Here is a 21,882-nt window from a genome sequence, read left to right on the forward strand (position 1 = left end):
CTGGATGAGCGAGTCCTGAGTCGGGCGGGTGAAGTCGACGATCCAGGTGTCACCGGCCCGACTTGGGGTGCTCCTAGACCAGGGGGACCAGGTCGTCGGCGTGGACGACCTCGCGGCGGCGGTCCCGGGGCAGGTCGTGGGTGGAGTGGCCCAGGAGGGCGGGCAGTTCCACGGCGTCGAAGTTGGTGACACCTCTGGCGACGACCGCGCCGGTGGGGTCGCGCAGCTCGACGACGTCGCCCGCGACGAAGTCGCCGGTGGTGGTGGTGATGCCCGCGGCGAGCAGGGAGCGGCGGCGGTGGACGACGGCGGTGACCGCGCCGTCGTCCAGGGTCAGCGAGCCCTTGGCGTCGGCGGCGTAGCCGAGCCAGAAGCGGCGGGAGGTCAGCCTGCGGCCTCCCGCGGCGAAGGCGGTGCCGACGTCGGCGGGGCCGAGGGCGGCCTCGGCCTGGGCCGCGGAGGTCAGCAGCACCGGGACCCCGGCGGCGGCGGCGAGGCGGGCGGCGGCCAGTTTCGAGGCCATGCCACCGGTGCCGAGGCCGGAGGCGCCCGTGCTGCCCGCGCGGATGCCGTCGATGTCGGTCTCGCTGGTGACCTCGGCGATCTTGCGGGCGCCGCCGAGGCGGGGGTCGCCGTCGTAGAGGGCGTCCACATCGGACAGCAGGATGAGGGCGTCGGCGCCGATGAGGTGGGCGACGAGCGCGGCGAGGCGGTCGTTGTCGCCGAAGCGGATCTCCTCGGTGGCCACCGTGTCGTTCTCGTTGACCACGGGGACGGCGCCGAGGGCCAGCAGCCGGGTCAGGGTGCGCTGGGCGTTGCGGTAGTGCGAGCGGCGGACCACGTCGTCGGCGGTGAGCAGCACCTGGCCGACGCGCAGCGAGTACCGGGCGAAGGACTCGACGTAGGCGTGCGCGAGCTGGATCTGCCCGACGCTGGCCGCGGCCTGCTGGGTGGCCAGGTCGCGGGGGCGCTTGGCGATGCCCAGCGGGGACAGGCCCGCGGCGATGGCGCCGGAGGACACCAGCACGACGTGCCCGCCCGCGGCCAGCCTGCCCGCGATGGCGTCCACCAGGGCGTCGAGCCGGGCGGTGTCCAGGCCGCCCGCCGCGGTGGTCAGCGACGACGAGCCGACCTTGACCACGGTCAGCCGGGCCGCGGCGATCGCCGGCCGCGGCGCCGACCCGGCCGCGGCCGGGTCGGTCACAGGTCCTCGTCCTTGATGTGCGCGCGGCGGGCGAGCTTGGCCGCCTTGCGGTCGGCGGCCGAGAGGCGGTCGAGGTTGTCCAGGCGCGGGTCGGTGCCGCGGCCGGTCATGGTCATGGCGATGCCCGCCGGGGTGGAGGGCTCCCACTCGAAGGTGACGTCGCCGATGGTGACCGGGCAGCCGGGGACGGCCCCGGCCTTGGCCAGGGCCTCCTCGACGCCGAGGCGGGCGAGGCGGTCGCCGAGGTAGCCGACGGCCTCGTCGTTGGTGAAGTCGGTCTGGCGGATCCAGCGCTCGGGGCGCTCGCCGCGGATCAGGAAGCCGCCCTCCTCCTCCGGGTCGTCGGCCACGGTGAAGCCCGCGTCGTCGACGGCGGTGGGGCGCAGGACGACCCGGCTGGGGGTGACCGGCGGCTTGGCGGCGCGGTCCTCCTCGATGATCTTGGCCAGGGCGAAGGTCAGCTCGCGCAGCCCGGCCCGGGTGACCGTGGAGATCTCGAAGACGGGCAGGCCGCGGGCCTCGATGTCGGCGCGGACCAGCTCGGCGAGGTCGCGGGCGTCGGGCACGTCGACCTTGTTGAGCACGACGACGCGGGGGCGGTCGGCCAGGTCGCCACCGAGGGCGGGGGTGTAGCGGGCCAGCTCGGCCTCGAGGGCGTCGATGTCGGACACCGGGTCGCGGTCGGCCTCGAAGGTGGCGCAGTCGACGACGTGGACCAGGACCGAGCAGCGCTCGATGTGGCGCAGGAAGTCCAGGCCCAGGCCCTTGCCCTGGCTCGCGCCGGGGATGAGGCCGGGGACGTCGGCGACGGTGTAGACCGACTCGCCCGCGGTGACCACGCCCAGGTTCGGCACCAGCGTGGTGAACGGGTAGTCGGCGATCTTGGGACGGGCCTGGGACAGCACCGAGATCAGCGAGGACTTGCCCGCCGAGGGGAAGCCCAGCAGGCCCGCGTCGGCCACCGAGCGCAGCTCCAGGACCAGCTCGCGCGTCTCCCCCGGCTCGCCCAGCAGGGCGAAGCCGGGCGCGCGGCGGGCCTTGGACGACAGGGCGGCGTTGCCCAGTCCGCCGCGACCGCCCTGGGCGGCGACGAAGCGGGTGCCGGGGCCGGTCAGGTCGGCCAGGATCTCGCCGTGCTGGTCGAGCACGACGGTGCCGTCCGGGACGTGCAGCTCCAGGTCCTCGCCGTTGGCCCCGTCGCGGTTGGCGCCGTGGCCCTGCTTGCCGTTGGAGGCGGCGGCGTGCGGGCGGAAGTGGAAGTCCAGCAGGGTGTGGACGTTGCCGTCCACGACAAGGATGACGTTGCCGCCGTTGCCCCCGTTGCCCCCGTCCGGGCCGCCGAGCGGCTTGAACTTCTCGCGGTGCACCGAGGCGCAGCCGTTGCCACCGCTGCCCGCGGTGGCGTCGATGACCACGCGGTCGACGAATCGGGACACCTTCGGGTACTTCCTCTCCTGCACAAAAAACGAGGGGCGGGCCGGATCGTGCTCCAGCCCGCCCCTCGTGGGGTCTTCGCGCGCGGTTCGGGGCTGTCAGGCCTCGACCGGGACGATGTTCACGGTCTTGCGACCGCGCTTGGCGCCGAACTGCACAGCGCCTGCGGCGAGAGCGAACAGCGTGTCGTCCTTGCCCCGACCGACGTTCACGCCGGGGTGGAACTTGGTGCCGCGCTGGCGGATCAGGATCTCGCCGGACTTGACGACCTGGCCACCGAACCGCTTCACACCCAGGTACTGGGGGTTGGAGTCACGCCCGTTGCGGGAGCTTGACGCACCCTTCTTGTGTGCCATGTGTCAGTCCCTCTACTTGGTGATGCCGGTGACCTCGACGCGGGTCAGCTTCTGACGGTGACCCTGCCGCTTGTGGTAGCCGGTCTTGTTCTTGAACTTGTGGATGCGGATCTTGGGGCCCTTGGTGTGCTCGACGACCTTGCCGGTCACCGACACCTTCGCCAGGGCGTCCGCGTCGGTGGTGACGTCGGTGCCGTCCACCACGAGCACCGCCGCGAGGTTGAGCTCGGCGCCCGGGGTGCCCTCGAGCTTCTCGACCTCGACGACGTCGCCAACAGCCACCTTGTACTGCTTGCCGCCGGTCTTGACGATCGCGTACATCGGGACGGAAGTCTCCTGCTACTCGACGATGGGGTCGTGCGCGCCCTTGACCGCGATGACTTATCCGCGCTCTGGGCTTCGCATGACGCAGCCTCCCGATGGAAGGCCGCGCACCAGGTTACGTTGCGGCCGGAATCGGGGTCAAACCGGGGTGGGTTTCCCGGTTCGACCCCGTCCGTTCACCCCTCCTGGTCGCCCACGGGCGGACCCGCGGGCCGGGAGGCCGCACGCCTGCGCGGAGCCCGCTTGGGCGCCGCGACGGCGGGCGTGGGCACCGGTTCGGCCCCCTGGTCGGGGGCGTGCGCGGTGCCGTTGACCGAGGAGCCGTTGGACTGCTCGGTGGTGTGCGCGGCGAGCACGACCGGGGCGACCTCGACGGGCGGGGTCTTCTCGGTCGGCGCGCCCGCGGCCCGGCTGACCCGGCCGCGGGACCGCGAGCGGGTGCGGCCCGCGGCGACGGGCTCGGCGGGCTCGTCCTGCGCGGACCGCTCCGCCGGGGCGGTCGCGGCCGGGAAGTGCTCGTCCGCGCGCTGGGCGGGAGCGGGCTCCTCCGGGGCGGGGACGGCGACGGGGGCGGCCGAGGCCGTGGCGGAGGCGATGCTCTGCACGGCGGCCTTGGCGACCTCAGCGACCTCGGCGACCTCAGCGGCCTCGTTGGAGCGGTGGGCGCCCTTGCCGTTGCCACCGGGGTTGCCGCCGCCGTTGCCGTGCGAGCGGTCCTTCTTGCCGGACTGCTGGTTGTCGTCCTTGTCCTCGTGGCGGTTGCGGTTGCGCCTGCCACCGCCCTGCTGGGACTTGTCCGAGGACGACTGCTGCTGCTGGCCACCGCCACCGCCCTGGGCGGACTTGGCGTTGGGGTCGGTGGACACGACCACGCCGCGGCCCTTGCAGTGCTCGCAGGTGTGGCTGAACGCCTCGAGCAGGCCGGTGCCGACCCGCTTGCGGGTCATCTGCACCAGGCCGAGCGAGGTGACCTCGGCGACCTGGTGGCGGGTGCGGTCGCGGCCGAGGCACTCGGTGAGCCTGCGCAGCACCAGGTCGCGGTTGGACTCCAGGACCATGTCGATGAAGTCGATGACGATGATGCCGCCGACGTCGCGCAGCCGGAGCTGGCGGACGATCTCCTCGGCCGCCTCCAGGTTGTTGCGGGTGACCGTCTCCTCGAGGTTGCCGCCGGAGCCGGTGTACTTGCCGGTGTTGACGTCGATGACGGTCATCGCCTCGGTGCGGTCGATCACCAGGTAGCCGCCCGAGGGCAGCCAGACCTTGCGGTCGAGGGCCTTGAGTAGCTGCTCGTCCACGCGGTGCTCGGCGAACACGTCCTTGGGTCCGATGTGCTTGCGCACCCTCTCCTGCAGTTCGGGGGCCACGTGCCGGACGTAGGCGTCGATCGTCTCGACCGCCGTGCCGCCCTGCACGACCAGTGAGGTGAAGTCCTCGGTGAACAGGTCGCGCACGACCTTGACCAGCAGGTCGGGCTCCTCGTAGAGCAGCGCGGGGGCGCTGGAGCGCTTGGTGCCGTTGAGGCCCTCGGACTTCTCCCTGATGACCTGCCACTGCGCCTGCAGCCTGCGCACGTCGCGGGCGAGCTCCTCCTCGCTGATGCCCTCCGAGGCGGTGCGGATGATCACACCGGCGTCCTCGGGCACGATCCGCTTGAGGACGTCCTTGAGCCTGCGCCGCTCGTTCTCCGGCAGCTTGCGGGAGATGCCGGTCGCGCCGCCGCCGGGCACGTAGACCAGGAAGCGGCCGGGCAGCGAGATCTGGGTGGTCAGCCGGGCGCCCTTGTGCCCGACCGGGTCCTTGGTGACCTGCACCAGGACGCTGTCGCCGGTGGACAGGGCCTGCTCGATCTTGCGGGCCTTGCCGTCGAGGCCCGCGGCGTCCCAGTCGACCTCACCCGCGTAGAGCACTGCGTTGCGGCCGCGGCCGATGTCGACAAACGCGGCCTCCATGCTGGGCAGCACGTTCTGCACGCGGCCGAGGAAGACGTTGCCGACCAGCGAGCCGGAGCCCGCGGAGGTCACGAAGTGCTCGACGAGCACGCCGTCCTCGAGCACGCCGATCTGGGTGCGGTCGGTGTGCTCGCGCACCACCATGGCGCGGTCAACGGCCTCGCGGCGGGCCAGGAACTCGGCCTCGGACAGGATCGGCGCGCGGCGGCGGCCCGCCTCGCGGCCGTCGCGGCGGCGCTGGCGCTTGGCCTCGAGCCGGGTCGAGCCGCGCACGCTGCGCACCTCGTCGCGGGCGTCCTTGTCCCGGTTGTCCCGGGACTCCCGCTCGCGGGGCTCCTTCTCCGGCTTGTCCTCCCGCGCCTCGCGGACGTGGACGACGGTGTTGGGCGGGTCGTCGGTGGACGCGTCGTCCCCGTCGTCCCCGCCCTTGCGCCGGCGGCGGCGACGCCTGCGGCGGCTGCCACTGGACTCGTCGGAGTCGTCGTCGGAGTCGTCGGACTCCCGGGTGGGCTCGGGCTCGGCCGCGGCGTCCTCGGGCTCGTCGACCTTGTCCTCGGCCTGGTCCAGGTCGTCGGCGGCGCCCTTGCCGCGGCCGCGGCCGCGGCGGCCACGGCGGCGGCGACGGCCACTGGCGCTGTCGTCGTCGTCATCGTCGTGCGGGACGTCGACCTCGGCCTCGGCGGGCTCGACCGGCTCAGGCTCGGGTTCGGGCTCGGGGCGGCGCGCGGGCTTGGACTGCACGGCCTCGGGCTGCAGGAACAGCGGGGACGCGGAGGCGAACACCGGGGTCGGCGGGATGCGCCGGGCGGGCTCGGGGGTCAGTGCCTCCTCGGCCACCGCGGCGTCGACCACCTCGGACTCGACGTGGTTGACGTCGGCGGGCCGGTCGCCCTCCCACGGCGCGTCGCCGGTCAGCGACCCGGCCACGCGCAGCGCGGTCTCTCTCGGCACGCTGGACTGCGCGCCGCGCACCGTCTCACCCAGGTCGGCGAGAGCGGCGATGACCTCTTTGCTGCTGACCGACAGCAGCTTGGCCAGCGCGTGCACCCGCACCTTGGCGGGCAGATCGGCCAGGGCGGCGGTCACGGCCGCCCCTGCCTCGTTGGGTGCGGTCGTGTCCCCGCCGGTCTTCCCGGCAGGGCTGGACTTATCCGACATGCAGCTCCTCCACCCCCGGGCGCGTCATCGGACGCGGCCACTCGGGGGCCTCGTTTTCAGTCCGCCGCGTAGCGACGGCAATCCTCGCCTCGTACCACCCCGACCTGCCGGACGTCGGGTCCGGTGGCCTGCGGGCGGCAGGTCTTTCGACAACGGGTCGAGGCGCTCCCGTCTCCCAGGTCTAGCCGATCGCCGCCGCCCGGTCTTGGGCGAGCGGGTCGGTCAGACCACCGTCGTCGTCAAGCCGTCCCTGGGCCATCCGGGTCGCCTTCGCGGGCACCGGCGGTTCCAGGGCGGCGACGACACGGAGCGCACTCAGCACGTCGTCGGGTCGCACGGCCGGTGTTGTCTGCCGGACGACCGCCACCAGTATCCCACACACCGAGCCCGTGTCGGACATGTCGATGCCCACAGCGTCCGGCGAGTTGTCGTCGAGGTCGACGGACGAGAGCGTCTCGGCCCGGATAATCGCAGGTCGGGCGTCAATAGTCCGCCGCCCGGACTTTGTCATCCGCTCGACCTCGACACGCTCGGCCGCCAGCAGCGCGGACACCGCGGCGGCCAGTTCCCCCGGCGGGACGCCGGGCAGCACGATCCGCCACCGGCTGCCCTCGCACCGCTCGGCGAGCCCGCCGGGACCGGCCTCGACGGCCTCGACCACGTCCAGGCCCGGGGCCAGCGCCGCGTCGAGCACCTGGGCCAGGCGGGCGGGGTCCAGCCGCCGCACGACCTGCAGCTCGACGTACTCGGCCTCGCTGGCCACCCCGGTGGGCGCCGCGCCGACCCAGGAGATCTTCGGGTGCGGGTTGAACCCCTGCGAGTAGGCCATCGGCACCCCGGCCCGGCGCAGCGCGCGCTCGAAGGCGCGGGCGACGTCGCGGTGGGAGGTGAAGCGGAGCCTGCCCCGCTTGGCGTAGCGCAGGCGCAACTTCTGCACCGGCGCCGCCGACGGGTTGGGCTGATCCTGGCGGCTCAGGACTACTCCTTACGGTGGTGCGGGCTCTGCTCCGGTGGTGAGCAGGGCTGCCTGGTGGCACCGTACCGGCAGGCCCAATTCAACCCGCGAGCTTGTTTCCACACCCCGGTGGTGATTACCGTCCGCAGGCGAGCCCGACCGCCCGGCCGAGAGGGACCGGGCGGACCAGCACTGGAGGTCGCCGTGCCCCTGCCCCGCCGCGCCACGGCGGTCGCGGCCGGTGTCACCCTCGCCGCCGCCACCCTGCTCACCCCGGCGCCCGCCACCGCGTTCCCACTCCCCGACGGCGCCGTGACCTGCCGCGACGACGGGAAACCCGTCCGCCACCTGGTGCTGTTCGACCCCGGGACCACCGAGCAGGAAGCCCGACTGGAGACGACGCTGGCCTGCGGGACCACGCTGGTCTACCACCCCTCGATCGCGGTGGCGGTGGTCACCTCCGAAGACGACCGGTTCGTGAACCGCCTGGGCAGCGACCGGGCGTTCAGCGCCTCCGCGGCCGTGGGCAGGCTCGCGGACCGGGAGCCGCTGCCGACCGGCGGGGGCGTCGTCCCCGCCGTCGACCGGCGCGGCGAGCAGTGGAACCTGGACATGGTCGGCGCCGCCCCCGAGGCGTCCGACGGCGCGGGTGTGCTGGTCGGCGTGCTCGACTCCGGGGTCGACGCCCGCCACCCCGACCTGGCCGCGGCGGTGGACCCGGCGGCCTCGGCGGGCTGCCTGACCGGGGTGGCCGACCCCGCCCCCGAGGCGTGGGCGCCGAGCACCTCCGCGCACGGCACGCAGGTCGCCGGGCTGATCGCGGCGGCGGCTGACGGCCGGGGCGTGACCGGCGTGGCGCCGGGGGTGCGGCTGGCCTCGGTCCGCGTGGTCGACGACCGGGGGATGGTGCTGCCCGAGGCGGTGGTGTGCGGGCTGCTGTGGGCCGCCGACCACGGGGTCCGGGTGGCCAACAACAGCTACTTCGTCGACCCGTGGCAGCTCACCTGCGACCGGGGCGCCGAGCACGTGGTGTTCGAGGCGGTGCGCCGCGCGGTCGAGCACGCGACCGGCGCCGGGGTGCTGACCGTGGCGGCGGCGTCCAACGGCGGCATCGACCTGGCCGCGCCCAGCGGCGAGGCCGCGGACCCGACCGGGGGCAGGCGCGCGCTGGGCTCGGGCTGCGAGGTGCTGCCCGCCGGGCTGCGCGGGGTGCTGTCGGTGACCGCCGTGGGCCAGGACCGGCTCAAGGCGGGCTACAGCTCCTACGGCTTGGGCGTGGTCGACGTGACCGCGCCGGGCGGCGAGCAGCGGCCCGGCGGCAGCGGGTGCGTGCTGTCCACCGTGCCCGGCGGCTACGGGTCCGCCTGCGGCACGTCGATGGCGGCCCCGCACGCGGCCGGGGTGGCGGCGCTGATGGCCGCCCGGCACCCGAAGGCCACACCGCTGGAGCTGACCCGGCTGATCACCCGGTCGGCGGACCCGGTGCCCTGCCCCGCCGACTACGACCTCGACGGGTCCGGCGCGCAGGACGCCTACTGCTCGGGGTACGCGCGGTACAACAGCTTCCACGGCCACGGGCTGGTGAACGCCCGCGCGGCCGACCCCACGAGTCCGCGGTAGCGCTAGGCCGTCCCGCGCCACAGGGCCCTGGTCGCCCCGGTGACCGCGAGGACCCCGCCGAGGGCCGCCACCGCGACCACGAGCTGCCCGAGGTCCGGCATGAACACCAGGATGTGCCGCAGCTCCAGGTCGAACGACGCCGGGAGCCACCACCCGCCCCCCAACGCGGCCACCACGCCCACGGGCACGGTGACGAGGGCGGCCCGCCGCCGCTTGACCGTCCACACCAGACCTGCCAGCAGCAGCGCCGCGATCCCGGCCAACGCGGCCAGGTACCACGGCGTCGGGTCGCCCGGCACCGGTTCCGGCTCGCCGCCCAGCACGACGCGCAGGGCGTTGAAGGCGGTGGTGTTCATGGCCTCGTCGAGGAAGGGGGCGTACATGTTCTGCTGGACGGCGATCGCCCAGCCCTTGTCCGGGGCCGCGATCACGATGGAGTGGTAGCCGCTCACCGCGCCCGCGTGCCACACGACCCGGGTGCCGTCCAGGTCGCCGACCCGCCAGCCGAGCCCGTAGCCGCCGCCTTCCCGCAACTCCGCGATGGTCTCCTGGCGGAGGTAGCCGCCGTCGCCCAGCAGCGGGACCGCGAGGTGGGCGAGGTCCACGGCGCTGCCGCCGAGGTAGCCGTAGGGCAGGCCGGAGGTGTCGAACACGCGGTCGGCGGGCCGGGTCTGGCCGAAGTACCGCTCGTGGCCCGGTGGCATCGGGTCCGGGCCGGCGATCCCGTCGGCCATGGCGAGCGGGGTGAAGACCTCGTCGCGCACCACGTCCGAGAACGAGTTCCCGGTCACCGCCTCGATGACCGCGCCCGCGATCACCGCGTTGGCGGGCGAGTACTGGTGCCGCTGGCCCGGCTCGGCCGCGGGGGTGACCTCGGCGAGGCCCTCGACCCAGCGGCGGATCGCGCCCGGGGCGTTGTCCTGGATGTCCGAGCGGGCGTAGCCGTCGGCGCCGGAGATGCCGCTGGTCTGCTGGAGCAGGTGGCGGACGGTGACCTGCTGGGTGTGCTCGGCGAGCCGGAACCACGGCACGTGCCGCACCACGGGGTCGTCGAGCCCGACCCGGCCCGCCTCGACCAGCCGCAGCACGGCGAACGCGGTGATCGACTTCGACACCGACCCGAAGCCGCCGGGCGTGCGCGGGGTCATCGGCTCGCCGTCGCCGTCGACGCCCCACGCCCCCTCTTCGACCACCTGATCACCCTGGACCAGCGCGTACGACAGGCCAGGGGCCCGCTGGTCGTCCCGCAGGACGGCCTCCGGGGAGGCGAGAGCGAGCAGTCCGGCCAGCAGCACAGCAACCATATGACTATATTGCTTTCAATACGGCCATATTGTCAATGCGGGTGGTTAGGGTGCGGCATGGCCACGGAGGAGTACCACGAGCTGCGGCGCGGGCAGGTCGCCGAGGCGGTGACGAGGTTGATCGCCGTCCACGGCTTCGACGGCGTGACGGTCGCCAAGACGGCGGTCGAGGCGGGCGTGTCGGTCGGCATGGTGCAGCACTACTTCTCGACCAAGGACGACATGGTGCGGTACGCCTACACGCGGGTCACCGAGCGGACCGTGGCCAGGATGGAGCGCCGCGCGACCGAGCTGGACCGGCGGCACCACAGCAGCATCCGCCACGCCCTGACCGAGGGCCTGGCCGAACGCCTCCCCCTCGACGACGCCCGCCGCACCGAGTGGCGGGTGTCCTTCGCCTTCGCCGCGCGGGCCGTCGACCACCCCGCCCTGGCCACCGTCCGCACCAGCACGGAGTCGGCCATCCGGTCCCGCCTGGCGGAGGCCATCCACAACGGCAAGGAGTGCGGCGAGGTCCCCGACGGCGCCGACGCCGACGCGCAGGCGGCGGGGCTGCTGGCCCTGGTCGACGGCCTGGGCCTGCACACCTACCTGGACCCATCGATGACCCGGCTGGCACTGTCCGAGTTGGACAGAGCACTGTCCGCGGTCTTCCCGGGGACCTGCCGCGAGAACAGGCCGCGCTAACCGCGCAGCAGCAGCGACTCCCCCGCCGCGGTGAAACCATGCCTGCCGTAGAAGGGGATCGAGCGCGCCGTGGGGCTCAAGACCACCCGGGCGTACTCGCGCCCATCGGCCAGTGACAACGCGGCGGAGAGCATGCGCGCCCCCACGCCTCTGTCCCGGTGCGACCGTTCGATGTAGACGTTGGCGATGTACCCCCAACGGCTCAGCGGTCTGCCGGGCCGGGGCATCCGGGTGAACTCGAGCATGTTCATCGACCCGACGGGCCGCTCGCCGTCGAACGCCAGCCAGAAGGCGCGCTGGTGCTCCTCGGCGGCGAACCAGCGCGCGAACGCGTCGGCGAACCCGGGGTCGTCGGGCGCCGCGCCGTGGTCCTCCTCGGTCCAGGCGCGGCGCATCGACGCGAGCGCGGCGACGTCCTGGCGGGTCGCCCGGCGGACGGTCACGGCGAGGACAGCGACGGGTTCCTGACCGGGGAGCCGACGCCGACCGGGCTGATCGGCAGCAGCTTGCGGTTGGTGGGGCCGATCTCGATGTCGGTGCCCATCGCCGGGCACACCCCGCAGTCGAAGCACGGGGTCCAGCGGCAGTCGTCCTGCTCGCGGCCGTCGAGGGCGTCCTGCCAGTCGTCCCAGAGCCACTCCTTCTCCAGGCCGGAGTCGAGGTGGTCCCAGGGCAGGACCTCGTCCTCGGTGCGCTCGCGGGTCGTGTACCAGTCCAGCGAGACGCCCTGGGGCTCCAGCTCGGTCTTGGCCGAGTCGACCCAGCGGTCGTAGGAGAAGTGCTCGCTCCAGCCGTCGAACCGGCCGCCCTCGCGCCACACGCGCTCGATGACCCGGCCGACGCGGCGGTCGCCACGGGAGAGCAAACCCTCGATCAGGGAGGGCTTGCCGTCGTGGTAGCGCATGCCGATGTTGCGGCCCAGGCTGCGGTCGGAGTCGGAGTTGACCGCGGCCCGCAGCTTGCGCAGCCGGTCGTCGACGGTGTCGGGGTCGGTCTGCGCGGCCCACTGGAACGGGGTGTGCGGCTTGGGCACGAACCCGCCGATGGAGATCGTGGCGCGGATGTCGCGGCGGCCGCTGGCCTCGCGGCCCGCGCGGATGACGTTCTTGGCCATCTCGGCGATCTGCAGCACGTCGTCGTCGGTCTCGGTGGGCAGCCCGCACATGAAGTACAGCTTCACCTGCCGCCAGCCGTTGGCGTACGCGGCGGAGACGGTGCGGACGAGGTCCTCCTCCGACACCATCTTGTTGATGACCTTGCGGATGCGCTCGCTGCCGCCCTCGGGGGCGAAGGTCAGCCCGGAGCGGCGGCCGTTGCGGGACAGCTCGTTGGCCAGGTCGATGTTGAACGCGTCGACCCGGGTGCTCGGCAGCGACAGGCCGGTGTTGGTGCCCTCGTAGCGGTCGGCGAGCTGCTTGGTGATCTCGCCGATCTCGGAGTGGTCGGCGCTGGAGAGCGAGAGCAGGCCGACCTCCTCGAAGCCGGAGTTCTCCAGGCCGGTCTGGATCATCGCGCCGATGCCGTCGATGGACCGCTCGCGCACCGGGCGGGTGATCATGCCCGCCTGGCAGAACCGGCAGCCCCGGGTGCAGCCCCGGAAGATCTCCACGCTCATCCGCTCGTGCACCGACTCGGCCAGCGGCACCAGCGGCTGCTTGGGGTACGGCCAGGCGTCGAGGTCCATCGTGGTGCGCTTGGCGACGGTCTCGGGCACCCGGTCGCGGTTGGGCGCGTAGGAGGCGATGTGGCCGTCCTCGCGGTAGACCACGTCGTAGAAGCGCGGGATGTAGACGCCGCCGGTCTCGGCCATGCGGGTCAGCAGCTCGTCGCGGCCGCCGGGCCGGCCCTCGGCCTTCCAGGCGCGGATGATGTCGGTGATCTCGCCGACGGCCTCCTCGCCGTCGCCGAGCACGGCCGCGTCGATGAAGTCGGCGATCGGCTCGGGGTTGAACGCCGCGTGCCCGCCGGACAGGATCACCGGGTGGTCCTCGGTGCGGTCCTCGGCCAGCAGCGGGATCTTCGCCAGGTCCAGGGCGGTGAGCAGGTTGGTGTAGCCCAGCTCGGTGGAGAAGCTGACGCCGAGGATGTCGAACGCGCCGAGCGGGCGGTGCCCGTCGACGGTGAACTGCGGGACGTCGTGCTCCCGCATCAGCGCCTCCAGGTCCGGCCACACCGCGTAGGTGCGCTCGGCCAGGACGTCGGGCATCTCGTTGAGCACCTCGTAGAGGATCATGACGCCCTGGTTGGGCAACCCGACCTCGTAGGCGTCCGGGTACATCAGCGCCCACCGCACGGCGGCGCTGTCCCAGTCCTTGACGGTGGCGTTCAACTCGCCGCCGACGTACTGGACCGGCTTGGAGACCCGGGGCAGCAGGGGCTCAAGCTGTGGGAAAACGGACTCGACACTCACCGCCCCCAGGGTAGACGGTGTTGCTGGCGACGAACCGGAGGGCAAGGCGATGAGCGACTCGAGGACCCCGGACTGGCCGGGCTTCGTCAACACCCGGGACCTGGGCGGCATGCCCCTGACCGGCGGCGGGACCACGGCGCACGGCGTGTTCACCCGGTCGGCCGACCCCGCTGGGGGTGACTGGGACGCCGCTCGGGCGGCGGGGGTGCGCACGGTGGTGGACCTGCGGTCGTCGGCCGAGCGCGGGCTGGCGATCCCGGGGGTGGCGGTCGTCCACGTCGACCTCGACGACACCGACGACGTGGGGTTCTGGACGGAGCTGCGCACCTCCGGCGCCTTCGGGACACCGCTGTACTACCGCCCGTTCCTCGCGGCGAAGGCGGCGAAGGTCGCCGAGGTCTTCTCGGCCCTCGCCGCGGCCGAGCAGGGCGTGGTGTTCCACTGCGCCCTCGGCCGCGACCGGACGGGGCTGGTGGCGCTGTTGCTGCTGTCGCTGGCGGGCGTGCCCGCCGAGGTCATCGCCGACGACTACGAACTCTCGACGGCGGCCTTGAGCCCGTTCTTCGCGTCCCAGGGCCGCGACGACCACGGCCCGTTCATCGCGAACCTGCTCGCGGAGAGAGGCACGACGGTCCGCCAGGCGGTCCTGGACGTGCTGCGCGACCTCGACGTCGCGAGATACCTGACTGACGCGGGGGTGGCCGTCTCGGACGTCGAGAAGCTGCGGACGTCGCTCAGGACAACAGGAGCTTCCCCAGACGGCGGGTAGCGACCACGACGCCGATGGCCGCCATGACCAGGAAGTAGGCGAGGTGGCCCGCCAGCGCCAGGTCGGGGGTGCCGAGCGTGAGGGTGCGCATGATCTCGATGGCGTGGTAGAGCGGGAAGCACTGGACCACGACCTGGAGGGCGGCCGGGTAGACCGCCAGCGGGAAGAACGTCGTGGAGAACAGGAACATCGGCAGCAGGGCCAACTGGACCAGCTCGAAGTCCTGCCAGGAGCGCATGAAGGTCGTGCAGGCCATGCCGACCGCGGCGAAGGCCAGCGAGACGAGCACGGCGGCGGGCAGCGCCAACAGCGCCCAGGGCGTGCTGATCAGGCCGATGCCGAGCATGACCGCCAGGAACGCCGCCGCGTAGCCCGCGCCGCGGATCAGGGCCCAGGAGATCTCGCCGATGGCCACGTCCAGCGGGCCGAGCGGCGTGGCGAGGACCGCGTCGTAGACCTTGGCGTACTTGAACTTGAAGAAGATGTTGAAGGTGGAGTCGTAGACCGCGCCGTTCATGGCCGAGGCGGCCAGCAGGGCGGGGGCGACGAAGGCGACGTAGGCGATCGGCTCGCCGGTGGGGCCGACGACCTCGCCGACCAGCCTGCCGAAGCCGTAGCCGAGGCCGAACAGGTAGAACACCGGCTCGAAGAAGCCCGAGAGCAGGGTCAGCCAGGCACGCCGGTTGACCAGCAGGGAGCGCTCGACGAGCATCCTGGCCCGGCCCGCGTACATGCCCGTGGGCAGCACGCGCAGCAGCAGGCCCTGGGACGGGGCGCGGGTGGTCGGGGCGGCCATCAGACCTCCAGCCTGCGGACGAAGGCGCGGCGGGCGAGGTGGGCGCCCAGGGCGAGCAGGGCGCACAGGTAGGCGATGTGCCCGAGGGCGGCCAGCGGGTCCAGGGAGCCGATGGTGACGCCCCGGCACAGCTCCGTGCCGTGCCACAGCGGCGAGACCCAGATGAGCGGGCGCACCAGCGCGGGGAGCTGCTCGACCGGGAAGAACGTCCCGGAGAACATCATCATCGGCATCATGATGAACCGGAACAGCACGTTGAACTGCTGCCCCTCGCTCTCCAATGTCGCCGCGTAGGCCATGACCGGGGCGCACACGGCCATGCCGGTGAGCACCGCGAACAGGATCGCCAGCAGGATCATCGGCGAGGTCAGCGCGCCGAGCGCGGCCGCGACGGCGACGAACGCCACGGCGCTGACCAGCAGCCGCAGCGCCAGCCAGGCCAGTTGGCCGCTGAGGACCTGGGCCGCGCCGACCGGCGTGGAGATCATCGCCCAGTAGACCCGCTGCCACTTGAAGCCGGAGAGCACCGGGTAGGTCGACTCGAACATGGCGGTCTGCATCAGCGTCGCGGCGAGCAGCGCCGGGGCCAGGTACTGCACGTAGGGCAGGCCGAGGGTGGCCGGGCCCGCCTCGACCTGGGAGCCGAAGCCCACGCCGAGCGCGACGAGGAACAGGGCAGGCTCGAGCACGGTGGAGATCACCGAGGAGCGCCAGTTGCGCTTGTACCAGGTCCACAGCCCCTCGACGACGAGCATCGTGGAGCGGACCGGGCCGGGCACCAGGACCGACGACGTGGGGCTGCCCATCAGTCGACCAGGGTGCGGCCGGTGAGGTGGAGGAAGACGTCCTCCAGCGTGGAGCGGCGCACCAGGCTCGACACCGGGACGACGCCGCGGTTGTGCGCGGCCTTGAGCGCGGACTCGCCGTCCGCGGTGTAGAGCAGCAGCCGGTCGGGCAGGACCTCGACCCGGTCGGCGAGGTCGGCGACCTTGGGCTCCACCTCGCCCTGGGCGTCGGGGGCGAACCGCAGCTCGAGCACCTCGCGGGTGCAGTGGCGCGAGATCAGCTCGCCGGGGCTGCCCTCGGCGGCGATCCGGCCGCCGTCCATCACCACCAGCCGGTCGCAGAGCTGCTCGGCCTCGTCCATGTAGTGGGTGGTGATGATGAGCGTGGTGCCCTGCTGCTTGAGCCGGAACAGCCGGTCCCAGAGCAGGTGGCGGGCCTGCGGGTCCAGGCCGGTGGTGGGCTCGTCGAGCAGCAGCAGCTCGGGGTCGTTGATCAGCGAGCGGGCGATGGTCAGCCGCCGCTTCATGCCGCCGGAGAGCGGCTCGACCGGGTCGTCGGCGCGCTCGGCGAGCTGGGCGAAGTCCATCAGCTCGGTGGCCCTGGCCCGCACGTGCGCCTTGGACAGGCCGAAGTAGCGGCCGTAGACCTGCAGGTTCTGCCGCACGGTCAGCTCGTTGTCGAGGGTGTCCTGCTGCGGCACCACGCCGAGCCGGGCCCGGATGCGCGGCCCGTCGCGGCCGGGGTCCATGCCCAGCACCGCCAGGTCGCCGCCGGTGCGCGGCGAGACGCACGCGATCATCCGCATCGTCGAGGACTTGCCCGCCCCGTTGGGCCCGAGGAACCCGAACGCCTCCCCCGGCCGCACGTCGAGGTCGACGCCCCGGACCGCCTCGAAGTCGCCGAACCGCTTGCTCAGTCCCCGCGCCAGCACGAGCGCGCCATCGCCACCCACGCCGGGCACACTAACCGGTGGGTACGACAATCCCGGAACGGATTCGCCCCGGGTCGGCGCGCACCGCAGGACTCCGACCGGATCAGACCGGCCCGCGCGAGGACGGGGAACGGCCCGGGACCTCGCGGTCCCGGGCCGTCCGACCCACGCCCCCGCTCAGAGCGCGGGGAACCAGATCTTGATCTCGCGCTCGGCCGACTCCGGGGCGTCCGAGCCGTGCACCAGGTTGTACTGCACCTCGAGGCCGAAGTCGCCGCGGATGGTTCCCGGGGTGGCCTTCTCCACCGGGTGGGTGCCGCCCGCGAGCTGGCGGAAGGCGGCGATGGCGTTCTCGCCCTCGACGACCATGGCGACGACCGGGCCGGAGGTGATGAACTCCAGCAGCGACTCGAAGAACGGCTTGCCGTCGTGCTCGGCGTAGTGCTGCTCGGCGACAGCGCGCTCGACGGTCTTGAGCTCGAGGGCGGCCAGGGTCAGGCCCTTGCGCTCGATGCGGGAGATGACCTCGCCGACCAGGCCGCGGTTCACACCGTCGGGCTTGACCAGGACCAGGGTGCGCTCACTCACGGCTTCCGAACTCCTTCGTGGGGACTGCTACGACCTGCGGGAGCGTATCCGGAGAGGGAGCCACGTCACTCTGGCGGGTGCCCCCGCGCCGCCGCGCGCGCCCCCGACCGGGGAGTCCACTGTGGGCCAGTCCGCCACCACTGATCACAGTGGACACTCGACTCCGCCGCCCCGGGAACGGCGAACGGCCCCGGCCCGCACCGAACGCGTCGGGAGCGGGCCGGGGCCGGTGACCTGGTTGTACTAGGAGATCTCGCTCTCGTGCGACAGCACGCGGTCGATGATGCCGTACTCCTTGGCCTCCTCGGGCGTGAACCAGCGGTCGCGCTCGCCGTCGGCCAGGATGGTCTCGATCGTCTGGCCGGTGCGCTCGGCGGTGATCGCGGCGATCTCGCGCTTCCACTTGCCGAACAGGTCGGCCTGGATCACGATGTCCGACGCGGTGCCGCTGATGCCGGACGACGGCTGGTGCATCATCACGCGGGTGTGCGGCAGGGCGTAGCGCTTGCCGTGCGCGCCCGCGCACAGCAGGAACTGCCCCATCGACGCGGCCATGCCCATCGCCACGGTCACGATGTCGGGCTTGACGAGCTGCATCGTGTCGTAGATGGCGAAGCCCGCGGTCACGGAGCCGCCGGGGGAGTTGATGTAGAAGGTGATGTCCTCAGTCGAATTCTCCGCGGCCAGCAGCAGCAGCTGGCCGATGATCCGGTTCGCCACCTCGTCGTTGACCTCGGAACCGAGCACCACGATGCGTGCTTGGAGCAGCCGCTCCTGCACCGAGTCACTGAGCGCGAAGCCGGACGTGCCGTTGTGCCGCATCTGCATCGCGTCCAGCCGGGGGCCGTGGTCACTCTGGAACATTCTGTCCGCTCTCTTTCACTGTGCGGGTCATACCAACCCACAGGCGGCATGAGCACTATCGGTAACCATCAGTCTGCCTTGGGCCATCGTAACCAAGGTCAGGAGTGGCCCGCACGCGATCCCCGCGCCTGTTCGCAGCCAGCGTACGGGCGGCAACGGCTCCCCAGCTCGCACCGCGCCCGCCCGCGCGCGAACGGCCATCCTCACCGGACACGACGGGGTCGCGCGCCACCCACCGGCACGGCGCCGCCGCTCACACACCGTGACAGCGACCGGGGAATCAGCGGGGCAGCAGGACCACCTGCGTCTGGGTCGTCTGGGCGACCCGCCCGCCCTGGGCGTCGAACAGGTCGGTCTGCACCACGATGGTCGTGCGGCCCACGTGCAGCGGCCGCGCCACCGCCTCGACGTGACCGGCGCGCACGGAGCCGAACAGGTTGGTCTTGGTCTCCAGGGTCGAGGTGCCCGTCGCCCCGTCGGGGAGGTTGAGGAACGCCGAGACCGCGCCCGCGCTGTCGGCGAGGGTGATCAGCGCGCCACCGTGCAGGGCCCCGCCGAGCGTGCACCGCTCGGGGGCCCAGTCCAGACGGGCGCGGACCTCCTCGGCGGTGGCGGAGGTGATCGCCACCCCGCTGGCCACCGCGAAGGGCATGGACTGGGTGAGCTGGTCCGGCGTCATGGGCGCGGACACTACTGCTGCTCGGGTTCGCGCTGGCTGCTCAACCTGCCCTCGGCCATGCGCTTGCGCACGTCCTCGCGGGCCCAGAACATCCAGCCCCAGGCGCACGCGAACAAGACGCCGACGGCGCCGAGGGCGGGCAGGAACACGAAGCAGGCCAGCAGCGCGACGTGCAGCGCGGCCACCCACCAGGTGATCCACCCGCGCTTGACCAGCCCGCAGCTCATCACCAGCGCGAGGGCGATGGCCCCGGTGAACCAGCCCTGCGCCGCGGTGATCGAGTCGTCCTTGTCGACGACGAGCAGGGCCAGCAGCACGACGATGGCCTCGATGACGAACATCGCCGACATCACACCGCGGAAGCCCTTCATCGGGTCGACCGGGGGCGCTGGCTGCTCGCTCACGCGGGCTCCTTCCCGAACAGGGCCCGGACCTCGCCCGCGGTGACCACGGACCCGGTGGCGACGACCCCGGCGCCGGAGAGCGGCTCGGACGGGTCGTCGGAGGTCTCGGCCAGGGCGACGGCGGCCTCGATGGCCTCGATCAGGCGGGGGGCGGTGGTGACCCGCTCGTCGCCGAACAGCTCGACGGCGATCTCGGCGAGGCGGTCGGGGTCCATCGCGCGCGGCGAGGAGTTGGCGGTGACGACGATGTCGCTCAGGACCGGTTCGAGCGGGGCGAGGATGCCCGCGGCGTCCTTGTCCGACAGCACCGACACCACGCCGACGAGCTTGCGGAAGCCGAACTCGTCGTCGAGGGCGGCGGCCAGCGCGGTGGCGCCCTGGGGGTTGTGCGCGGCGTCGACGAACACGCTCGGCGCGGTGCGCACCCGCTCCAGCCTGCCCGGCACGACCGCCGAGGCGAAGCCCTCCCGGATGGCGTCGACGTCGAGCTGCTTCTGCGCGCCCGCGCCCAGGAACGCCTCGACGGCGGCCAGCGCCAGCGCCGCGTTCTTGGCCTGGTGCTCGCCGTGCAGCGGCAGGAACACCTCGTCGTACACCCCGCCCAGCCCCTGCAGCCGCAGCACCTGCCCGCCGACGGCCACGTCGCGCCGCAGCACGCCGAACTCCAGGCCCTGCCTGGCCACCGTGGCGTCGACCTCGGCGGCCCGCTCCAGCAACACCGCGGCGACCTCGGCGTCCTGCTCGGCCAGCAGCGCGATCGAGCCCGGCTTGATGATCCCGGCCTTCTCCCCCGCGATGGCCGCCACGTCGGGGCCCAGCAGCTCCTGGTGGTCCAGGCCGATGGGGGTGATCACGGCGACGCGCGGGTCCGCGGCGCTGGTGGCGTCCCAGGTGCCGCCCATGCCGGTCTCGACCACGGCCACGTCGACCGGGGTGTCGGCGAACGCGGCGAACGCCATGGCGGTGAGCACCTCGAACTTGCTCAGCCGGACCCCCTCGCCGCCTGCGCCGTCGTCGTCCGCCGCGTTGTCGACCATCGCCAGGTAGGGCTCGACGTCGCGGTAGACCTCGACGTAGCGGGCCGGGTCGATCGGGGCGTTGTCCAGGCTGATCCGCTCGGTGACGAGCTGCAGGTGCGGGCTGGTGAACCGGCCGGTGCGCACGCCCAGCGCGGTGAGCAGGGCGTCGACGAGGCGGGTGACCGAGGTCTTGCCGTTGGTGCCTGCGACCTGGATGACCGGGTAGGCCAGTTGCGGGTCGGCGAGGACGTCGAGCAGCGCCCGGACGCGGTCGAGGGTCGGATCGATCCGGGTCTCCGACCACCGGGAGTCCAGTTCGGACTCGACCTGGCGGAGATCGGCCAGCGCCCCTGGGTCAACCACGGCGGCTCGCCTCCCTGGCTCGGGGCATGGGGGTCAGGCGCACCGCACGAGTCTACGAACACCCGACCGCCGGTCACGCGCGGGTGACCGCCCGCCGGTCCGTGTGTGCCGTTCAGCGCTCCCGGGCCCCGACTGCTAACGCCCGCGCCGCCCACATCGATGTCGTGGTCACCAGGCGGTGGGCGACTCGGGTGGTGGGAGACCTGTGGATCGACAGGGCGCGGTGGGGATGTGGGCGGTGCGACGGCTGCTCGTCGTCGGCATGGGCGTCGGCATGGGCGTCGCCGTCGTGTTGTCGGCACTGGTGCTGCTGGCCGGGATGGGCGTGTTCCGCGGCGGCGGGGCGCCGGTCGTCCCCGAGTCCGCCGTCGGGCTCGCCCCGCCCACGCTGCCCACCGCCGCCCGCACCACCCCCTTCGACCGCACGCCCGCCTCGGGCTGGGCCGAGGGCGCCGCCGGGATCGTCGCCCCCGCCGCGGCGGCGGTGGGCGAGTTCAGCGCGATCCAGGTCTCGGCCGCCACGAGCCTGGTCCGCGACGCCCTGGTCGCCAGCCGCATCGACCCGGCGCTGGTCACCGGGCACGACCCGGCCGGCTACCTGCGCCTGCTGGCCCCCGACGCCGCCGCGCAGCTTCGCCCGCTGTTCGGCACCGGCCGCGAACCCGAGGCCCAGGCGCTGGTCAGCATGGTCGACACCGCCAGCCCGCTGCTGCCGGTGGAGCCCAGGGTCACCGGGAGCATGCGGGTGGAGCCGGGCGGCCCCGGCGAGCTCGTCGTGCACACCAACTACCTGTTCGCCTACGCCTTCGACAGCCCGCCGGCGGTGGCGCCCGCCCCGATGGACTCGGTCGTGCTCGTGCGCGCCGACGTGGACTACATCCTGCGCGTGGGCGCGGAGTGGGCCCCCAGCAGCCAGGGCCTCTGGTACGGCGACGTGGGCGGGTACGGCTACGCCATCGCCTGCCAGGCCTACCGGCGCGGCTTCCTCGCCCCGGCCCACCTGGACCAGTCCGACCCGCTCAGCGACCCGCCGCACACCGACCCCGGCGCCTACTTCGACCCCAGCACCCCCCTGCCCGACAAGACCGCCTGCCGCTGAGCCGACAGGCTCACCCCGCAGCCCCCCGCGCCACCAGCAAGATCATCCGGCGCTGGGGACCCCCGGTTTCCACGTTACCGAGGGGGACCGACAGGACCGGGGCGTCGAGGCGGGTTGTCCACAGGCGCCCACCCGGCCGGACCGGTCCTGTGGACAGCCGGTGGCGCGATGCCGGGGGTA

The 21,882-nt window shown here is 73.0% G+C and carries 21 protein-coding genes; 4 read left to right on the plus strand and 17 right to left on the minus strand.

Going from position 1 to position 21,882, the window contains the following annotated elements; genetic code table 11:
- Positions 1 to 73: 73 nt before the first annotated feature.
- The 6 genes from proB to GCL84_RS23750 all read right to left on the minus strand — a co-directional run bounded on the left by proB (position 74) and on the right by GCL84_RS23750 (position 7,365).
- Complete coding sequence (proB, locus tag GCL84_RS23725) at positions 74 to 1,204, minus strand: glutamate 5-kinase (RefSeq protein WP_156757758.1); 1,131 nt, start codon at positions 1,202 to 1,204, stop codon at positions 74 to 76.
- Positions 1,201 to 2,640: a GTPase ObgE gene (gene obgE / locus GCL84_RS23730; RefSeq protein WP_156757759.1), complete on the minus strand. Its 1,440-nt coding sequence runs from the start codon at positions 2,638 to 2,640 to the stop codon at positions 1,201 to 1,203. Before obgE ends, proB begins: the two co-directional genes overlap by 4 nt.
- 96 nt (positions 2,641 to 2,736) lie before the next feature.
- On the minus strand, positions 2,737 to 2,994 hold the full coding sequence (gene rpmA / locus GCL84_RS23735) for a 50S ribosomal protein L27 (RefSeq protein ID WP_075972791.1): 258 nt from the start codon (positions 2,992 to 2,994) through the stop codon (positions 2,737 to 2,739).
- Positions 2,995 to 3,006: 12 nt separating this feature from the next.
- A complete protein-coding gene (rplU, locus tag GCL84_RS23740; protein ID WP_156757760.1) occupies positions 3,007 to 3,315 on the minus strand; it encodes a 50S ribosomal protein L21 in 309 nt (102 codons plus the stop codon).
- A gap of 179 nt (positions 3,316 to 3,494) precedes the next feature.
- The gene (locus GCL84_RS23745; protein WP_156757761.1) at positions 3,495 to 6,428 is read right to left on the minus strand and encodes a translation initiation factor IF-2 N-terminal domain-containing protein; all 2,934 of its coding nucleotides are present in this window, start codon (positions 6,426 to 6,428) and stop codon (positions 3,495 to 3,497) included.
- A 181-nt stretch (positions 6,429 to 6,609) separates the two neighbouring features.
- Complete coding sequence (locus tag GCL84_RS23750; RefSeq protein ID WP_156757762.1) at positions 6,610 to 7,365, minus strand: TIGR03936 family radical SAM-associated protein; 756 nt, start codon at positions 7,363 to 7,365, stop codon at positions 6,610 to 6,612.
- A gap of 222 nt (positions 7,366 to 7,587) precedes the next feature.
- Between GCL84_RS23750 and GCL84_RS23755 the strand changes: the two genes are divergently transcribed.
- A complete protein-coding gene (locus GCL84_RS23755) occupies positions 7,588 to 9,003 on the plus strand; it encodes a S8 family peptidase (protein ID WP_156757763.1) in 1,416 nt (471 codons plus the stop codon).
- A 2-nt stretch (positions 9,004 to 9,005) separates the two neighbouring features.
- Here GCL84_RS23755 and GCL84_RS23760 read toward each other — a convergent pair whose 3' ends face one another.
- Positions 9,006 to 10,307 carry a serine hydrolase domain-containing protein gene (locus GCL84_RS23760; protein ID WP_156757764.1) on the minus strand — a complete coding sequence of 434 codons (1,302 nt, stop codon included), beginning with the start codon at positions 10,305 to 10,307 and terminating at the stop codon, positions 9,006 to 9,008.
- A gap of 57 nt (positions 10,308 to 10,364) precedes the next feature.
- Between GCL84_RS23760 and GCL84_RS23765 the strand changes: the two genes are divergently transcribed.
- Positions 10,365 to 10,994 (plus strand): TetR/AcrR family transcriptional regulator, encoded by a 630-nt coding sequence (locus GCL84_RS23765; RefSeq protein ID WP_156757765.1) that lies wholly within the window; start codon positions 10,365 to 10,367, stop codon positions 10,992 to 10,994.
- On the opposite strand, the gene GCL84_RS23770 is transcribed toward GCL84_RS23765, so the two are convergent.
- Positions 10,991 to 11,437 carry a GNAT family N-acetyltransferase gene (locus tag GCL84_RS23770; RefSeq protein ID WP_156757766.1) on the minus strand — a complete coding sequence of 149 codons (447 nt, stop codon included), beginning with the start codon at positions 11,435 to 11,437 and terminating at the stop codon, positions 10,991 to 10,993. The genes GCL84_RS23765 and GCL84_RS23770 overlap by 4 nt on opposite strands.
- Entirely contained in the window at positions 11,434 to 13,404 is a 1,971-nt protein-coding gene (locus tag GCL84_RS23775; protein WP_156757767.1) for a TIGR03960 family B12-binding radical SAM protein, read from the minus strand. Before GCL84_RS23775 ends, GCL84_RS23770 begins: the two co-directional genes overlap by 4 nt.
- 49 nt (positions 13,405 to 13,453) lie before the next feature.
- On the opposite strand from GCL84_RS23775, the gene GCL84_RS23780 reads away from it, so the two are divergent.
- Positions 13,454 to 14,173 carry a tyrosine-protein phosphatase gene (locus GCL84_RS23780; protein WP_156757768.1) on the plus strand — a complete coding sequence of 240 codons (720 nt, stop codon included), beginning with the start codon at positions 13,454 to 13,456 and terminating at the stop codon, positions 14,171 to 14,173.
- On the opposite strand, the gene GCL84_RS23785 is transcribed toward GCL84_RS23780, so the two are convergent.
- From GCL84_RS23785 to folC, 8 genes are all read right to left on the minus strand, one after another.
- Complete coding sequence (locus tag GCL84_RS23785; RefSeq protein WP_156757769.1) at positions 14,139 to 14,969, minus strand: ABC transporter permease; 831 nt, start codon at positions 14,967 to 14,969, stop codon at positions 14,139 to 14,141. The genes GCL84_RS23780 and GCL84_RS23785 overlap by 35 nt on opposite strands.
- A complete protein-coding gene (locus GCL84_RS23790; protein WP_156757770.1) occupies positions 14,969 to 15,775 on the minus strand; it encodes an ABC transporter permease in 807 nt (268 codons plus the stop codon). Before GCL84_RS23790 ends, GCL84_RS23785 begins: the two co-directional genes overlap by 1 nt.
- Positions 15,775 to 16,707, minus strand: a complete 933-nt coding sequence (locus GCL84_RS23795) for an ABC transporter ATP-binding protein (protein ID WP_407924426.1) — start codon at positions 16,705 to 16,707, stop codon at positions 15,775 to 15,777. Before GCL84_RS23795 ends, GCL84_RS23790 begins: the two co-directional genes overlap by 1 nt.
- 156 nt (positions 16,708 to 16,863) lie before the next feature.
- Positions 16,864 to 17,274 (minus strand): nucleoside-diphosphate kinase, encoded by a 411-nt coding sequence (gene ndk, locus GCL84_RS23800; RefSeq protein WP_156757772.1) that lies wholly within the window; start codon positions 17,272 to 17,274, stop codon positions 16,864 to 16,866.
- Positions 17,275 to 17,517: 243 nt separating this feature from the next.
- Positions 17,518 to 18,102, minus strand: a complete 585-nt coding sequence (locus GCL84_RS23805) for a ClpP family protease (protein WP_156757825.1) — start codon at positions 18,100 to 18,102, stop codon at positions 17,518 to 17,520.
- Positions 18,103 to 18,418: 316 nt separating this feature from the next.
- Complete coding sequence (locus tag GCL84_RS23810; RefSeq protein WP_156757773.1) at positions 18,419 to 18,817, minus strand: PaaI family thioesterase; 399 nt, start codon at positions 18,815 to 18,817, stop codon at positions 18,419 to 18,421.
- 11 nt (positions 18,818 to 18,828) lie between these two features.
- The gene (locus GCL84_RS23815) at positions 18,829 to 19,221 is read right to left on the minus strand and encodes a DUF4233 domain-containing protein (RefSeq protein ID WP_235926651.1); all 393 of its coding nucleotides are present in this window, start codon (positions 19,219 to 19,221) and stop codon (positions 18,829 to 18,831) included.
- Positions 19,218 to 20,603 (minus strand): bifunctional tetrahydrofolate synthase/dihydrofolate synthase, encoded by a 1,386-nt coding sequence (gene folC / locus GCL84_RS23820; RefSeq protein WP_156757774.1) that lies wholly within the window; start codon positions 20,601 to 20,603, stop codon positions 19,218 to 19,220. Before folC ends, GCL84_RS23815 begins: the two co-directional genes overlap by 4 nt.
- A gap of 205 nt (positions 20,604 to 20,808) precedes the next feature.
- On the opposite strand from folC, the gene GCL84_RS23825 reads away from it, so the two are divergent.
- Positions 20,809 to 21,702: a hypothetical protein gene (locus GCL84_RS23825; RefSeq protein WP_197523476.1), complete on the plus strand. Its 894-nt coding sequence runs from the start codon at positions 20,809 to 20,811 to the stop codon at positions 21,700 to 21,702.
- The last annotated feature ends 180 nt before the right edge of the window (positions 21,703 to 21,882 follow it).

The sequence above is a fragment of the Actinokineospora pegani genome (assembly GCF_009745975.1).
Taxonomy (GTDB): domain Bacteria; phylum Actinomycetota; class Actinomycetes; order Mycobacteriales; family Pseudonocardiaceae; genus Actinokineospora; species Actinokineospora pegani.

Coding starts and splice junctions, on each gene's coding strand:
- GCL84_RS23765 (WP_156757765.1), top strand. CDS start 10,365: ATGGCCACGGAGGAGTACCACGAGCTGCGGCGCGGGCAGGTCGCCGAG.
- GCL84_RS23745 (WP_156757761.1), bottom strand. CDS start 6,428: ATGTCGGATAAGTCCAGCCCTGCCGGGAAGACCGGCGGGGACACGACC.
- rplU (WP_156757760.1), bottom strand. CDS start 3,315: ATGTACGCGATCGTCAAGACCGGCGGCAAGCAGTACAAGGTGGCTGTT.
- GCL84_RS23810 (WP_156757773.1), bottom strand. CDS start 18,817: ATGACGCCGGACCAGCTCACCCAGTCCATGCCCTTCGCGGTGGCCAGC.
- GCL84_RS23780 (WP_156757768.1), top strand. CDS start 13,454: ATGAGCGACTCGAGGACCCCGGACTGGCCGGGCTTCGTCAACACCCGG.
- rpmA (WP_075972791.1), bottom strand. CDS start 2,994: ATGGCACACAAGAAGGGTGCGTCAAGCTCCCGCAACGGGCGTGACTCC.
- GCL84_RS23760 (WP_156757764.1), bottom strand. CDS start 10,307: ATGGTTGCTGTGCTGCTGGCCGGACTGCTCGCTCTCGCCTCCCCGGAG.
- GCL84_RS23790 (WP_156757770.1), bottom strand. CDS start 15,775: ATGGGCAGCCCCACGTCGTCGGTCCTGGTGCCCGGCCCGGTCCGCTCC.
- GCL84_RS23805 (WP_156757825.1), bottom strand. CDS start 18,102: ATGCAGATGCGGCACAACGGCACGTCCGGCTTCGCGCTCAGTGACTCG.
- GCL84_RS23785 (WP_156757769.1), bottom strand. CDS start 14,969: ATGGCCGCCCCGACCACCCGCGCCCCGTCCCAGGGCCTGCTGCTGCGC.